General features: G+C 71.6%; 14 protein-coding genes. All 14 read left to right on the forward strand.

Features of this window, described 5'->3' with window-relative positions:
- The first annotated feature begins 42 nt into the window (after window positions 1–42).
- The 14 genes from C4T42_RS01750 (at window position 43) to fdhF (ending at window position 15,427) form a co-directional block, all read left to right on the forward strand.
- Window positions 43–387, forward strand: coding sequence for a hypothetical protein (locus C4T42_RS01750; protein WP_020090903.1), 345 nt, complete (start codon window positions 43–45; stop codon window positions 385–387).
- 1 nt (window position 388) lies between these two features.
- On the forward strand, window positions 389–607 hold the full coding sequence (locus tag C4T42_RS01755) for a hypothetical protein (protein WP_020090902.1): 219 nt from the start codon (window positions 389–391) through the stop codon (window positions 605–607).
- A gap of 197 nt (window positions 608–804) precedes the next feature.
- Entirely contained in the window at window positions 805–1,176 is a 372-nt protein-coding gene (locus C4T42_RS01760; protein WP_020090901.1) for a PepSY domain-containing protein, read from the forward strand.
- A 35-nt stretch (window positions 1,177–1,211) separates the two neighbouring features.
- A complete protein-coding gene (locus C4T42_RS01765; RefSeq protein WP_012321897.1) occupies window positions 1,212–1,889 on the forward strand; it encodes a response regulator transcription factor in 678 nt (225 codons plus the stop codon).
- Window positions 1,886–3,046: a PrpF domain-containing protein gene (locus C4T42_RS01770; RefSeq protein WP_020090900.1), complete on the forward strand. Its 1,161-nt coding sequence runs from the start codon at window positions 1,886–1,888 to the stop codon at window positions 3,044–3,046. Before C4T42_RS01765 ends, C4T42_RS01770 begins: the two co-directional genes overlap by 4 nt.
- Before the next feature lie 15 nt (window positions 3,047–3,061).
- Entirely contained in the window at window positions 3,062–4,480 is a 1,419-nt protein-coding gene (locus C4T42_RS01775) for a sensor histidine kinase (protein WP_020090899.1), read from the forward strand.
- Between the two features lie 219 nt (window positions 4,481–4,699).
- Window positions 4,700–6,187 carry a c-type cytochrome biogenesis protein CcmI gene (gene ccmI, locus C4T42_RS01780; protein ID WP_103984643.1) on the forward strand — a complete coding sequence of 496 codons (1,488 nt, stop codon included), beginning with the start codon at window positions 4,700–4,702 and terminating at the stop codon, window positions 6,185–6,187.
- Window positions 6,188–6,385: 198 nt separating this feature from the next.
- Window positions 6,386–6,898: a cytochrome c maturation protein CcmE gene (gene ccmE / locus C4T42_RS01785; protein WP_020090897.1), complete on the forward strand. Its 513-nt coding sequence runs from the start codon at window positions 6,386–6,388 to the stop codon at window positions 6,896–6,898.
- Between the two features lie 10 nt (window positions 6,899–6,908).
- On the forward strand, window positions 6,909–8,909 hold the full coding sequence (locus tag C4T42_RS01790; RefSeq protein WP_020090896.1) for a heme lyase CcmF/NrfE family subunit: 2,001 nt from the start codon (window positions 6,909–6,911) through the stop codon (window positions 8,907–8,909).
- The gene (locus C4T42_RS01795) at window positions 8,909–9,373 is read left to right on the forward strand and encodes a cytochrome c-type biogenesis protein (protein ID WP_020090895.1); all 465 of its coding nucleotides are present in this window, start codon (window positions 8,909–8,911) and stop codon (window positions 9,371–9,373) included. Before C4T42_RS01790 ends, C4T42_RS01795 begins: the two co-directional genes overlap by 1 nt.
- Before the next feature lie 96 nt (window positions 9,374–9,469).
- A complete protein-coding gene (locus C4T42_RS01800; protein ID WP_020090894.1) occupies window positions 9,470–10,126 on the forward strand; it encodes a glutathione S-transferase family protein in 657 nt (218 codons plus the stop codon).
- A gap of 399 nt (window positions 10,127–10,525) precedes the next feature.
- Window positions 10,526–10,999: a formate dehydrogenase subunit gamma gene (locus tag C4T42_RS01805; RefSeq protein ID WP_010684574.1), complete on the forward strand. Its 474-nt coding sequence runs from the start codon at window positions 10,526–10,528 to the stop codon at window positions 10,997–10,999.
- Window positions 10,996–12,555 carry a formate dehydrogenase beta subunit gene (locus C4T42_RS01810; protein WP_103984644.1) on the forward strand — a complete coding sequence of 520 codons (1,560 nt, stop codon included), beginning with the start codon at window positions 10,996–10,998 and terminating at the stop codon, window positions 12,553–12,555. Before C4T42_RS01805 ends, C4T42_RS01810 begins: the two co-directional genes overlap by 4 nt.
- A gap of 10 nt (window positions 12,556–12,565) precedes the next feature.
- Window positions 12,566–15,427, forward strand: a complete 2,862-nt coding sequence (gene fdhF, locus C4T42_RS01815) for a formate dehydrogenase subunit alpha (protein ID WP_020090891.1) — start codon at window positions 12,566–12,568, stop codon at window positions 15,425–15,427.
- The last annotated feature ends 4 nt before the right edge of the window (window positions 15,428–15,431 follow it).

The following is a 15,431-nucleotide window of genomic DNA, read 5'->3' on the forward strand; positions in this document are numbered from 1 at the left end:
CCGCTTCGGCGGCGCGGGGGCCGTGTAACAGGGATCGTCACCATGAAGCCCCTCCGCATCGAGGCACGGCAATCCGCGCCCCCCCAGGACGCCGAGGGCGCGGGTGTCGCCCTCGGCGGGCGGCCCCGGACGATCCGCTTCCCGCCCGTCTGGCACGCGTGGTTCGCCCGGCAGTCCGAGCCGCGCCTCGCCGCCCTCGACGAGCTGGTCGACGCGCATCTCGAGCGCCGCGCGCTGCGCCGCTACCTGCGCCGGCTCAAGCACGCGACGGTGCTCGCCTTCGTCGCCGCGGCGGCGGCCGCGCACTGGTTCTCCGACCAGGTCGCGTGGCTCGCCGCGCATATCCCGGCCCTGCGGACCCTCTGGAAGCTGCTGACGGGAGGGTGAGATGCGCCTGCTCTGGGACAGGGTTCTCGACCGGGCGTGGCTCGGCCTGGCGGCCGCCGCGGCGGTGACGGTCGCCGTCCACGAGGGTGCGGCGGTCGGCCGGCTTGCCTGGACGCTGGGGTCCGGCGGCGTCGCGCAGGCCGCGCCGGCGGGGACCGGCCGGGCCGGGCCGCCGGCCCGCGCCGCGGCCTGCGGTCCCGCCCCGGCGCCGTCACCGTGAGACCGGCCGCGGCGCCTGTGGGAAGCGGCGCGCGGCGTGGAACCGGGCGCCGCCTCGGCCGTCATGTCCGCACGATGCCGCCCGCCACCGATTCGACCGCGAAGGGACTGTCCGGACCGCCGCCGACGAATGCCGGGGGCGACGCACGGCCACGTATTCAGGACGCATTCAGTGCCCTGGGCTCACATCGTCTGCCAATGCGCTACGCCATCGCCCTCGTCGCCATCAGCCTGACCGCCGCGGCCCTCGCCGCGGGCGGCCTCGGCTCCATGGCCGACGACGGGCCGGCCCCTCAGACGGGCGCGGTGTCGAGCCAGCCGCCGCTGCGGATCGAGAGCTGCCTGTCCCCCGCGGACCTGCGCGAGGAGGTCGGCGAGCGCCGGGTGATCCCGCCGGTCGCGGCGATCCGCGCGGCCCGGACGGTGATCCCCCGCGCCGAGATCCAGCGGGCGAGCCTCTGCCGTCACGCGGACGGCCTCGTCTACATGCTCACCGCCTTGCGCCGCGACGGGCATTTCGTGCACGTGATCGTCGACGCGCGCACCGGCACCGTGGCGGGACAGTATTGAGCGGGCGCGGGGACCGTTTCGGAGGGGAGTGAGCCGTGCGTCTGCTGGTCGTGGAGGATGACAAGGACATCAACCGGCAGGTCGTGGCCGCGCTGGAGGAGGCCGGCTACGTCGCCGACAAGGCCTATGACGGCGAGGAGGGCGGCTATCTCGGCGAGAGCGAGCCCTACGACGCCATCATCCTCGACATGGGCCTGCCCAAGGCCGACGGCGTCACCGTGCTGCAGAAGTGGCGCCGGGCCGGCGTGAAGACCCCGGTGATCATCCTCACGGCCCGGGACCGCTGGTCCGACAAGGTCGACGGCTTCGACGCCGGCGCCGACGACTATGTCACCAAGCCCTTCCACATGGAGGAGCTGATGGCCCGGGTGCGCGCCCTGCTGCGCCGCGCCGCCGGCCACGCCACCAGCCAGATCGCCTGCGGGCCGGTGACCCTCGACACCCGCTCCGGCAAGGTCTTCGTCGACGGCGCCCAGGTGAAGCTGACGAGCCACGAGTACCGGCTGCTCTCCTACCTGATGCACCATACCGGCCGGGTCGTGTCCCGCGCCGAACTCACCGAGCACCTCTACGACCAGGATTTCGACCGCGACTCGAACACGATCGAGGTGTTCGTGGGCCGCCTGCGCAAGAAGCTCGCGGTGGACTTGATCCAGACAGTCCGCGGCCTCGGCTACCTCGTGGACCCCAACCAGCCGCCGGCGCGGATGTGAGCGCGGCCGCGCGTTCCGGCACGCTGCCGGCCGTCTTCATGCGCGGCGGCACCAGCAAGGCGCTGATGCTGCACCGCCGGGACGTGCCGGGGGATCTCGCCGCCTGGGAGCCGGCCTTCCTCTCCGCCATGGACAGCCCCGACCCGTTCGGGCGGCAGCTCAACGGCATGGGCGGGGGCGTCTCGTCGGTCTCGAAGATCTGCGTGGTGGAGCGCTCCGCGCGGCCGGACGCCGACATCGACTACACCTTCGTGCAGGTCGTGGTCCGGGACGGCCGCATCGACCTCTCGGGCAATTGCGGCAACATGCTCGCCGCCGTGGGGCCGTTCGCGGTCGACGAGGGGCTCGTCGACGTCCCGGACGGCCCGGTGCGGCTGCGGATCTTCAACACCAACACGCGCAAGCTGATCGTGGCGGGCTTCGCGGCCGCGGGCGGCCGCAGCGTCTACCGCGGCGACCTCGCGATCCCCGGCGTCACCGGCACGGGCGCGCCGATCCAGCTCGACTTCCTGGATCCGGGCGGCGCCACGACCGGCCGGCTGCTCCCGACCGGCGCCGTCCGTCAGTGGCTCGACGTGCCGGGCCTCGGCGCGATCGAGGCCTCGCTGATCGACGCCGCCAATGCCTGCGTGTTCGTCCGCGCCGCCGATCTCGGCCTCGCCGGCACCGAGCTGCCCGCCGCCCTGGAGGCCGTGCCGGGCCTCCTCGACCGGCTGGCGCGGATCCGCCGGGCCGGCTCCGTGGCGATGGGCATCGCGCCCGATCTCGAGGCGGCGGCGCGCGTCGTCCACGTGCCCTTCGTCGGCCTCGTGGCGCCGCCGCAGGATTCCGGCAGCCTCTCCGGCGCCACGATCCGCGCCGCCGAGACCGACCTGACCGCCCGGGTCATCTCGAACGGCGTGCCGCACCAGGCGCTGCCGCTCACCGCCACCCTGTGCCTCGCGGTCGCCGCCCGGCTCGAAGGCAGCCTCGTCCACGAGGCCGCCCGCCCCACCGAAGCGGTCCTGCGGGTCGGCATGCCGTCGGGCATCCTCACCGCCGACGCCGCCGTGACCCGCGGGGCCGACGGCTGGCGGGCCGAGCGCGGCGCCTTCTTCCGCACGGCGCGCCCGCTGATGCGCGGCGCGGTGTTCTACGATGCGCCGCCGCCCGTCTGAGCGACCGACGCATCCATGATCGACCTCATCGGCCTCTTCTCCCTGCGCCGCCGCTCCATCGCGGTGCGGCTCGCCGTGTCGGCGTTCCTCTCGAGCTCCGCGATCCTGCTGATCGCGGCCTGGATCCTCACGACCCTCTACCGCGAGAACACCGAGCGCTCCTTCGACAGCCGGCTCCTCGTCTTCGCCAACAATCTCGCCACCGACCTCGTCTCGCCCAACGACCCCGAGAGCCGGACCTTCTCGCTCGGCGACCCGCGCTTCGACCTGCCCCTGTCCGGCTGGTACTGGCAGGTCGGCAAGCCCGACGCGAAGCCGCGCGACGTGCGCACCTCGCGCTCCCTCGTAGGCGTGCCGCTGCCGGCCGCGACCGATTCCGACGGGAAAGTCGGGGTCGGGCAGATCCGCCAGGGCTACGGCAAGGGGCAGGACGGACGCCTCCTGCGCATCATGGAGCGCGACGTCGATCTCGGCGAGGAGGGCCGCTACACGGTCCGGGTCGCGGGCCCCGCCGACGAGATCGTCAACGACGTCGACCGGTTCCGGAACTCGCTGACCATCACCTTCGGCCTGCTCGGCCTGTCGCTTGCGATCACCACGCTGCTGCAGATCCGCTTCGGCCTCGCGCCCCTCAAGAAGATGCGCGCCGCGCTCGGTGCCGTCCGCCGGGGCGAGGCCGACCGGATCACCGGCACCTATCCCCGCGACATCGCGCCGCTCACCGGCGAGGTGAACCTCCTGATCGAGACCAACCGCGAGATCCTGGAGCGCGCCCGCACCCAGGTGGGCAACCTCGCCCACGCCCTGAAGACGCCGCTCTCGATCATCGTCAACGAGGTCGGGGCCTCGGACGCCCCCGAGGAGCTCGCGCAGAAGATCCGCGAGCAGGCCGCGGTGATGCGCGATCAGGTCAACTACCACCTCGACCGGGCCCGCGCCGCGGCGCTCGCCGGCACGCTCGGCACCTCCACGGAGGTCGAGCCGGCGCTCGCCGGCCTCGTGCGCACCTTCGGGAAGATCTACCGAGACAAGGACATCGCCTACGACGTCCACGTCCCGCCGGGCCTGCGCTTCCGCGGCGAGCGCCAGGATTTCGAGGAGATGGTCGGCAACCTCGTCGACAACGCGTCCAAGTGGGCCCACGGGCGGGTGGCGATCCGGGCCGAGGCGGTGAGCAAGGACGATTATCCCCACCTCGTCGTCGCCATCGAGGATGACGGTCCGGGCCTGCCGCCGGAGGCCCGGCAGGCCGTGCTCGGCCGGGGGCGCCGCCTCGACGAATCGAAGCCCGGCTCGGGACTCGGCCTGTCGATCGTGGCCGACCTCGCCGCCCTGTACCGGGGGCGCTTCACCCTGGAGCAGGCGGCGCTCGGCGGCCTGCGCGCGGTGCTGGAGGTGCCGGGGGACCTGCCGGTCGGCACGGCCGCCCACTGAGGCCGTCGGACGCGCCCGGGCACGTCCGGGCGCGTCCGGCCGCGTCCGGGTACGGGCCGGGAGGCGGCACGCGGCCTCATGGCTCCCGCCCGGGGCCTTGTCATCGCAACAGAGTTGCGTGACACCGAGCCGCCGCCGGGAGGCGTCGTGGCATCACGCCGCCGGCTCCACAGGGCGTGGGGAGGGGCGGGCCGGTGCGGCCCGTTGGCGATAAGGTCCATGACGGCGATCTGGTTCATCCTGGCGGCCATGACCGCGGCGGCCGTGCTCGGCCTGCTCTGGCCCATGTCGCGGCGCGCCGCCGTGCCGACCGGCGAGGCCGGCGGCAGCGGGCTCGCCACCGAGACGGCGTTCTACGAGGATCAGATCGCCGAGATCGACCGCGACCTCGAGCGCGGCCTGATCGCCCCCGACGAGGCCGAGACCGCCAAGGCCGAGGCGGCGCGCCGCCTGCTCCGGTCGAGCCGCGAGGCGCAGCGCGAGGCCGAGGATGCCGGCATCGCCGAGGCCGCGCGCCCGGCCGAGCCGCGCCTGCGCCGACGGCGCGCCGCCTCGGCCTTCGCGCTCTCCACCATCCCGCTCGTGGCGCTGATCGCCTACGGGCTCTACGGCTCGCCCGAGGTGCCGGCGCAGACCGAGGCCGACCGGCAGGCCGCCCGCGGCGGCGCCGACGAGCTGATGAAGGCGGTCGGGCAGATCGAGGCGCGCCTCGCACGGGACCCGAACGATGCCCGCGGCTGGGCCGTGCTCGCCCCGGTCTACATGCGCACCGGCCGCTTCGACGATGCCGCCCGCGCCTACGCCAACATCGCGCGGATCAAGGGCGAGACCGCCGACCTCCTGGCCGACCAGGGCGAGGCCCTCACGGCGGCCGGCGACGGCACCGTGTCGCCCGAGGCCAGGGCGCTGTTCGAGAAGGCGCAGGCCAAGGAGCCGAACGCGCCGAAGCCGCGCTTCTACCTCGCCCGCGCGGCCGAGCAGGCCGGCGACACCGGCGAGGCGATCCGCCAGCTCACCGAGCTCGAGGCCAGCAGCCCGCCGAACGCCCCGTGGCTCGGGATCGTCAAGCAGAGCCTCGCCCGCCTCAAGGGCGAGCCGCCCCCGCCCGCGACGCCCCAGGCCGCCCCCGAGATCCCGGCCGAGCAGCAGGCAGCGATTCGCGGCATGGTCGACGGGCTCGACGCCCGCCTCAAGAGCGGCGGCGGCACCCCCGACGAGTGGCTGCGGCTCGTCCGGTCCCGGATGGTCCTCGGCGAGCGCGAGCAGGCGACCGACGCCCTGGCCCGGGCGCGCACGGCCCTCGCGGGCGACCCGCAGGGTCTCGCCCAGGTCGAGCAGGGCGCCCGCGCGGTAGGGCTCGGCGCCGAGGGCGCGGCGCCCGCGCCGGCCGAATCGGGCCGGACGGGACCGGGCGCCCAGGCCGAGAAGGAGGCCGCGATGGCGGCCGTGCGCGCCATGCCGCAGGCGGAGCAGCAGGCGGCGATTCGCGGGATGGTCGAGGGACTCGACCGGCGCCTCGCCGCGCGGGGCGGCACGCCGGACGAGTGGATGCGGCTCGTGCGCTCCTACAGCGCGCTGGGCGAGCGCGATCAGGCGGTGAAGGCGCTCGACCGCGCCCGGATGGCGCTGGCCGCCAACAGCGAGGCGGTGGCGCGGCTCGACGGTCTCGCCCGGGAGCTGGAGCTTCCTAGCAAGCCGAACCCCTGACAAGCCGGACCCCTGGCGCGCCCGTTCCGCGGCACCACAAGATCGCGAGCCCGCCTCCGCGGAGCGGCCCGTACGACAATCGGTCCCGACGCCCGCCCTTGACCCGCGGGCGCCTGGAGCCGACACCCTCAAGACTAGAATGAGAACGGTTCCGGTCGACGCGGGTCTCCGCGCGCCGGACCGCGGGGTGGAAGTATCGTGACGCGTAAGAAACGCCGCCTGATCCTGATCGCCGCCTGCGGCAGCGTCCTGGCGCTCGCCGTGGGGCTGATGCTGTACGCCATGAGCGGCTCGATCGTGTTCTTCCGCTCGCCCACCGACATCGCCAAGCAGGCCATCGCCCCGGGCACGCGCCTGCGGCTCGGCGGGCTGGTCAAGGACGGCTCGCTCAGGCGCGGCCCCGACCAGACGGTCGACTTCGCCGTCACCGACACGAACGAGACCGTCGAGGTCCACTACAAGGGGCTGCTGCCGGACCTGTTCCGGGAAGGGCAGGGCGTGGTCGCCGAGGGCGTGCTGGAGCCGGGCGGGCAGTTCCGCGCCGACACGGTGCTGGCCAAGCACGACGAATCCTACATGCCCCGCGAGGTGGCCGACGCGCTGAAGGCGCAGGGACGCTGGCAGGAGGGCGGCCCGAACAAGGGCGGCCCGGCGCCGAAGCCCGCCACCGCGGCGGCGGACAGCACCCTCGGTCCCCGCAGCGAGCGGTGAGGGAACCCGCATGATCGTCGAGACCGGCCACTTCGCCCTCGCGCTCGCGCTGGCGATCTCCCTCGTCCAGGTGGTGATGCCGATCTGGGCCGCCCGCTCGGGCGATCCGGCCCTGCGCCAGACCGCCTCGCAGGCGGCGCTCGGCGCCTTCGCCTGCGTGCTCTTCGCCTTCGCGGCGCTCACCTACGCGCACGTCACCTCGGACTTCTCGGTCCAGAACGTCGTCGAGAACTCGCACACGCAGAAGCCGCTGATCTACAAGATCTCCGGCGTCTGGGGGAACCACGAGGGCTCGATGCTCCTCTGGGTCCTGATCCTCACCCTGTTCGGCGCCTGCGTGGCGGCGGCCAAGAACTCTGTGCCGCCGCGGCTGCGGGCCAACACGCTGGCCGTGCAGGGGCTGATCACCTTCGTGTTCGTGCTGTTCATCATCACGACCTCGAACCCGTTCACCCGGGTGATCCCAGCCCCGCTCGAGGGCAACGACCTCAACCCGCTGCTGCAGGATCCGGGTCTCGCGGTCCACCCGCCGCTCCTCTACGTCGGCTATGTCGGCTTCTCGATCAGCTTCGCCTTCGCGGTGGCCGCGCTGATCGACGGGCGGATCGACGCCGTCTGGGCCCGGGCGGTGCGGCCCTGGACGCTGGCCGCGTGGTGCTTCCTGACGCTCGGAATCGCGATGGGCTCCTACTGGGCCTATTACGAGCTGGGCTGGGGCGGCTGGTGGTTCTGGGACCCGGTGGAGAACGCCTCCCTGATGCCGTGGATCGCCGGCACGGCGCTGCTGCACTCCACCGTGGTGATGGAGAAGCGCGACGCCCTTAAGGTCTGGACGGTCCTGCTCGCCATCCTGACCTTCTCGCTGTCGCTGATCGGCACCTTCCTGGTCCGCTCGGGCGTGATCACCTCGGTGCATTCCTTCGCCACCGACCCGACCCGCGGCGTGTTCATCCTGGCGATCCTGATCCTGTTCATCGGCGGCTCGCTGACGCTGTTCGCGTGGCGGGCGCCGCTGTTGCGGCAGGGGGGACTGTTCGCGCCGATCTCCCGCGAGGGCTCGCTCGTCCTCAACAACCTGTTCCTGGTGGCGGCCTGCGCCACCGTGCTGGTCGGCACGCTCTACCCGCTGGTGCTCGAGATGCTGACCGGCGAGAAGATCACGGTCGGTCCGCCCTTCTTCAATTCCACCTTCGTGCCGCTGGCGATCCCGCTGCTGCTGATCGTGCCCATGGGGCAGGCGCTGGCCTGGAAGCGCGGCGACGTGCTCGCCGCCGCCCAGCGCCTGTTCGCCGCGCTGGCCGTCGCCCTGGTGGTCGGCTTCGCGGTGCTGGCGCTGACCTGGGGCGGGCCGGTACTGGCGCCGGTCGGGATCGGCCTCGGCGCCTACCTGCTGATCGGCTCCGCCCTGGAGATCGTCACCCGCGCCCGCGGCTACGGGGCGAGCCGCGCCCGGTCCCTCGGACAGATCGGCCGCCGCGCCGTCGGCCTGCCGCGCTCGGCCTGGGGCACCGCCATCGCCCATGCCGGCGTCGGCGTGGTGGTGCTGGGCATCGCCGCGCAGGGCTGGGCCACCGAGGGGCTGGCGACCCTCAAGCCCGGGGAGAGCCTCGCGACGGGGCCCTACGTGGCGACCCTGGACCGGGTCGCGCCGCGCAAGGGACCGAACTACGAGGAGGCCGCCGCCTACCTGACGATCCGCACCCGCGGGGGCGACGAGGTCGGGAAGGTCGAGACCGGCAAGCGCTTCTACCCGAGCCGCAAGATGGCGGTGACGGAATCGGGGCTGCTGACCAACGGTGTCAGCCAGGTCTACGCGAGCCTCGGGGAGATCGGGCAGGACGGCGGCGTCGGCCTGCGCCTCTACTACAAGCCGCTGGTCCTGCTGATCTGGCTCGGGGCGGTGGTGATGGCGCTGGGCGGCGGCCTGTCGCTCACGGACCGGCGGATGCGCGTGGGCGTCCCCGCCAAGGCGAAGGCGCGGCCGCTCCCGGTCGCGGTGCCGGCCGAGTGATGGCGCGCCGTTCACTCCGCCCGGCGCTGGCCGCGCTCGCCCTGCTGGCGTCTCTGCCGGCCCTGGCGGTGCAGCCCGACGAGGTGCTGAAGGATCCCGCGCTGGAGCACCGCGCCCGGGAGATCTCGGCCGAACTGCGCTGCCTCGTCTGCCAGAACCAGTCCATCGACGATTCCGACGCGCCGCTCGCCAAGGACCTGCGCCTGATCGTCCGCGAGCGGCTGGAGAAGGGCGACAGCGACACGGCGGTGCTCGACTACGTCGTGGCCCGCTACGGCGAGTTCGTGCTGCTGCGCCCGGTCTTCGCGCTGCACACCCTGCTGCTGTGGCTGACCCCGGTGCTCGCGGTGCTGCTCGGCGGGCTCGGCATCTGGCGCCTCGCCCGCCGCCGCCCGCCCGCGCCGGCCCGAAACCTGTCAGCCGCCGAGCAGGCGGAGGTCGCGGCGCTGCTGCGACGGGAGTAGAATCGCCGCCGGAAGCGATTCGCCCGCCCCGTTCGGCACGAGTCTTGGATCGGGCCTCGCAGACCGCACGATCGGCGACGCGCCCGGGGCAGGACGATGACGGCCGCTACGCTCACCATCTCGAGCCGCAACTACTCCTCGTGGTCCCTGCGGGGCTGGCTGATCTGCAGGATGGCCGGGCTCGACTTCCGGACCGAGGTCCTGTCCGGCACCGACGCCACCACCCGGGCGGAGCTGCTGCACCTGTCGCCCTCGTTCCTGGTGCCGCGCCTGCGCCACGGCGACGTGGTCGTCTGGGACACGCTGGCGATCGCCGAGTATCTCGCCGAGACCTTCCCGGAGGCCGGCTTCCTGCCCGGCAACGTGGCGGAGCGCGCCCATTGCCGGTCGATCTCGGGGGAGATGCATTCCGGCTTCGTCAATCTGCGCTCGGCGCTGCCCATGAACCTGCGCGCCTTCCACCCCGATTTCCGCGTGTTCAACGGTGCGAAGGCCGATATCGAGCGCATCGTCACGATCTTCGACGATTGCCTGGACCGCTACGAGGGGCCGTACCTGTTCGGCGCGCGGCCGTGCCTCGCCGACGCCATGTTCGCCCCGGTCTGCACCCGCTTCCGCACCTACGACGTCGCGCTGCCGCCCCGCGCCGCCGCCTACCGCGACACGATCCTGCACTGGCCGCTGATGGTCGAGTGGGCGGAGGCCGCCGCGGACGAGCCGGACGAGATCGAGGAACTCGAGATGGAGTTCTGAGGCGGCCGAGGCTCAGGTCTCGGGGCCCGCCTCCGTCCTTGCGAGCGGAGCGAAGCAATCCAGTCGCGCCACGATCGCCGAGGTCGCGCTACCCTGGATTGCTTCGCTCCGCTCGCAAGGACCGCTGACTTTACCCGGACGTTCCGGAGCTGACGTGGCGGAATGCAGTTTCCTGCAGGGCACAAATTTATGTTGCGACGCACGCGACAAATTCTGACTGCCGATAGGATCTGAAAAACCGCGCCGCGGCAACAGGTTAACGAACTGTCTGCGCTCGTCCGGCCTGCGGGTTACAGCTCGACAAACGTCCTTTGTCGCCCGACCGGACAGCGCGATTGATGCCATTCGGCATTTCTGTTCCTCTTCGCATTAGAACAGGAACAGACTGGGCTGGAAACCATGGCGCGTCACGAGCCCTGGAGCGCGGAGCGCGCATCCGGGATCATCGCCGAGCACACCCATCTCGAAGGGGCCACGCTGCCGATCCTGCACGCGCTGCAGGAAACCTTCGGCTACGTGGATTCTGGCGCCGTGCCATTGATCGCGGACGCGCTGAACCTGTCGCGCGCCGAGGTCCACGGCTGCATCACCTTCTACCACGATTTCCGCGCTCACCCCGCCGGCCGCCACGAGGTGAAGCTGTGCCGAGCCGAGGCCTGCCAGGCCATGGGCTCGGACAAGTTGCACCGCGAGATCCTGGGCCGCCTCGGCTGCGGCTGGCACGAGACCACCGCCGACGGCAGCGCCACGGTCGAGCCGGTCTACTGCCTCGGCCTCTGCGCCAACGGCCCCGCCGCGCTGGTGGACGGTGAGCCCGTCGCGCACCTGACCGCCGACGCCCTCGAAGCTGCCCTGACGGAGGTGCGCCAGTGAGCGTCGCGCTCTACGTTCCGCGCGACGCCGTCGCCCTCGGGCTCGGCGCCAACAAGGTCGCCCGCGCCCTCTTCGCCGGCGCCGAGCGCCGCGGCCTGGACGTCACCATCGTCCGCACCGGCTCCCGCGGCCTGTTCTGGCTGGAGCCGATGGTCGAGGTCGACACCCCCGAGGGGCGCGTCGCCTACGGGCCGGTGACGGTCAAGGACGTCGATGCCCTGCTGGATGCCGGCCTGACCGCGGGCGGCGACCACGCCCTGCGCCTCGGCGATCCGGAGAAGATCCCCTACCTCGCCCGGCAGCAGCGCCTGACCTTCCACCGCTGCGGCGTGGTCGACCCGGTCTCCGTGGACGATTACCGGGCGCATGGCGGCTACCGCGGCCTCGAGGCCGCCCTGAAGCTCGATGCCGAGGGCATCGTGGCGGCGGTGCGCGAGTCCGGCCTGCGCGGCCGGGGCGGTGCCGGCTTCCCGGCCGGCATCAAGTGGAACACCGTGATGCTTGCCAAGGCGGACCAGAAATACGTGGTCTGCAACGCCGACGAGGGCGATTCCGGCACCTTCGCCGACCGGATGATGATGGAGGGCGACCCCTTCAACCTCATCGAGGGCATGACCATCGCGGGCGTCGCGACCGGCGCCACCCGCGGCTACATCTACCTGCGCTCCGAGTACCCGCAGGCCTTCGCCACCCTCAAGGAGGCGATCGCCAACGGCGTGACGGCGGGCGTGCTCGGCGAGAACATCCTCGGCTCGGGCAAGACCTTCCACCTGGAAGTGCGCCTCGGCGCCGGCGCCTATATCTGCGGCGAGGAGACCTCGCTGCTGGAGAGCCTGGAGGGCAAGCGCGGCATCGTGCGTGCGAAGCCGCCGATTCCGGCGCTCAAGGGCTTTCTCGGCAAGCCGACGCTGGTCAACAACGTCATGACCTTCACGGCCGTGCCGTGGATCCTGGAGAACGGGGCCAAGGCCTACGCCGATTACGGCATGGGGCGGTCGCTCGGCACCCTGCCGATCCAGCTCGCCGGCAACGTCAAGCACGGCGGCCTGATCGAGATGGCCTTCGGCATCACCCTCCGGCAGGTGATCGAGGATTTCGGCGGCGGCACCCGCTCAGGGAGGCCGGTCCGGGCCGTGCAGGTCGGCGGGCCGCTCGGGGCCTACTTCCCCGACCATCTCCTCGACACGCCCCTCGACTACGAGGCCATGGCGGCCAACAAGGGCCTCGTCGGCCACGGCGGCATCGTGGTGTTCGACGACACCGTCGACATGGCGAGCCAGGCTCGCTTCGCCTTCGAGTTCTGCGCCACCGAGTCGTGCGGCAAGTGCACCCCCTGCCGCATCGGCGCGACCCGCGGCGTCGAGACCATGGACAAGGTGATCGCCGGCATCCGGCCGGAGGCGAACCTGAAGCTGGTCGAGGACCTCTGCGAGGTCATGACCGACGGGTCGCTCTGCGCCATGGGCGGGCTGACGCCCATGCCGGTGATGAGCGCGATCACCCATTTCCCCGAGGATTTCAGGCGCGCCGGCGATCTGCCGGCCGCGGCCGAGTGAGGAGACGTCGATGGGCCTGATCAAGGAGATCGACTACGGCACGCCGATCCGCGTCAGCGAGCAGACGGTGACGCTGACGATCGACGGCATGTCGGTGACGGTGCCGGCCGGCACCTCGGTGATGGCGGCGGCGATGCAGGCCGGCACCCAGATCCCGAAGCTCTGCGCCACAGACTCGCTGGAGCCGTTCGGCTCCTGCCGCCTCTGTCTCGTGGAGATCGAGGGCCGGCGCGGCACCCCGGCCTCCTGCACGACCCCGGCCGAGAACGGCATGGTGGTGCACACGCAGAACGAGAAGCTCGCCAAGCTCCGCAAGGGCGTGATGGAGCTCTACATCTCCGACCACCCCCTCGACTGCCTGACCTGCGCGGCGAACGGCGACTGCGAGCTGCAGACCCAGGCGGGCGTCGTCGGCCTGCGCGACGTGCGCTACGGCTACGAGGGCGACAACCACGTCCGGCCGAGCTCCGAGAAGTACCTGCCGAAGGACGAGTCGAACCCGTACTTCACCTACGACCCGTCGAAGTGCATCGTCTGCAACCGCTGCGTCCGGGCGTGCGAAGAGGTGCAGGGCACCTTCGCGCTGACCATCGCGGGCCGCGGCTTCGACAGCCGCGTGGCCGCCGGCCCGACCAATTTCTTCGAGTCCGAGTGCGTTTCCTGCGGCGCCTGCGTCCAGGCCTGCCCGACCGCGACGCTCCAGGAAAAGTCGATCCACGAGTTCGGCCAGCCCGAGCACGCGGAGGTCACGACCTGCGCGTATTGCGGCGTCGGCTGCTCGTTCAAGGCCGAGATGCAGGGCGAGCGCGTCGTCCGCATGGTCCCCTACAAGGGCGGCAAGGCCAACGAGGGCCATAGCTGCGTGAAGGGCCGCTTCGCCTACGGCTACGCCACCCACAAGGACCGCATCACCAAGCCGATGATCCGCGAGAAGATCACGGATCCGTGGCGCGAAGTGTCCTGGGAGGAAGCGATCGACCGGGCGGCGAGCGAGTTCAAGCGCATCCAGGCGAAATACGGAAAAGATTCGGTCGGCGGCATCACCTCGTCGCGCTGCACCAACGAGGAAGCTTACCTCGTCCAGAAGCTGGTGCGCGCCGCCTTCGGCAACAACAACGTCGATACCTGCGCCCGCGTCTGCCACTCGCCGACCGGCTACGGCCTGATGTCGACGCTCGGCACCTCGGCCGGCACCCAGGACTTCAAGTCGGTCGAGAAGTCCGACGTGATCTTGGTGATCGGCGCCAACCCGACCGACGGCCACCCGGTCTTCGGCTCGCGCATGAAGAAGCGGCTGCGCGAGGGCGCCAAGCTGATCGTCGCCGATCCGCGCAAGATCGACCTCGTGAAGTCGCCCCACATCAAGGCGGACTTCCACCTGCCGCTGAAGCCCGGCTCCAACGTCGCCTTCATCAACTCGCTGGCGCACGTGATCGTCACCGAGGGGCTGATCGACGAGGCCTATGTCCGCGAGCGCTGCGACCTCGCCGAGTTCGAGTCCTGGGCCCGGTTCATCGCCGACGAGCGCCACTCCCCGGAGAACCAGCAGTCCTTCACCGGCCTCGACCCCGAGCAGGTCCGCGGGGCGGCCCGGCTCTACGCCAAGGGCGGCGCGGCCGGCATCTACTACGGGCTGGGCGTCACCGAGCACAGCCAGGGCTCGACGATGGTCATGGGCATGGCCAACATCGCCATGGCCACCGGCAACATCGGCAAGCTCGGCGCCGGCGTGAACCCGCTGCGCGGCCAGAACAACGTGCAGGGCTCCTGCGACATGGGCTCGTTCCCGCACGAGCTGACGGGCTACCGCCACGTCTCGGACGACGCCACCCGCGAGAGCTTCGAGGCCCTCTGGGGCGCCAAGCTCGACAACGCGCCGGGCCTGCGCATCACCAACATGCTGGACGAGGCCGTCGAGGGCACGTTCAAGGGCATGTACATCCAGGGTGAGGACATCGCCCAGTCGGATCCCGACACGCACCACGTGACCTCGGGCCTGATGGCGATGGAGTGCATCGTCGTCCAGGACCTGTTCCTGAACGAGACCGCCAAGTACGCCCACGTCTTCCTGCCGGGCGCCTCGTTCCTGGAGAAGGACGGGACCTTCACCAACGCCGAGCGCCGCATCTCGCGGGTCCGCAAGGTCATGGCTCCGATGGGCGGCTACGGCGACTGGGAGGGCACGGTGCTGCTCTCCAATGCCCTCGGCTACCCCATGAACTACAATCACCCGTCCGAGATCATGGACGAGATCGCCTCGCTCACCCCGAGCTTCACCGGCGTGTCCTATGCCAAGCTCGACGAGCTCGGCTCGGTGCAGTGGCCCTGCAACGAGAAGGCGCCGCTCGGCACGCCGATGATGCACGTGGACCGGTTCGTCCGCGGCAAGGGCCGGTTCATGATCACCGAGTTCGTGGCCACCGAGGAGCGGACGGGGGCGAAGTTCCCGCTGATCCTGACCACGGGCCGGATCCTGTCCCAGTACAATGTCGGCGCGCAGACCCGGCGCACCGAGAACTCGCGCTGGCACGAGGAGGACGTGCTGGAGATCCACCCGTTCGACGCGGAGCTGCGCGGCATCGTCGACGGCGACCTCGTCGCCCTGGAGAGCCGCTCCGGCGACATCGCCCTGAAGGCCAAGGTCTCCGAGCGGATGCAGCCCGGTGTGGTCTACACGACCTTCCACCACGCCAAGACCGGCGCCAACGTCATCACCACCGACTACTCGGACTGGGCGACCAACTGCCCCGAGTACAAGGTGACGGCGGTGCAGGTCCGGCGGACCAACCGGCCCTCCGACTGGCAGGCGAAGTTCTACGAGGAGGACTTCTCCCTGACCCGGATCGCCCAGACCCTCGACGCGGCAGAGTAAGAGT

It is taken from the genome of Methylobacterium sp. 190mf, from assembly GCF_900107945.1.
Taxonomy (GTDB): domain Bacteria; phylum Pseudomonadota; class Alphaproteobacteria; order Rhizobiales; family Beijerinckiaceae; genus Methylobacterium.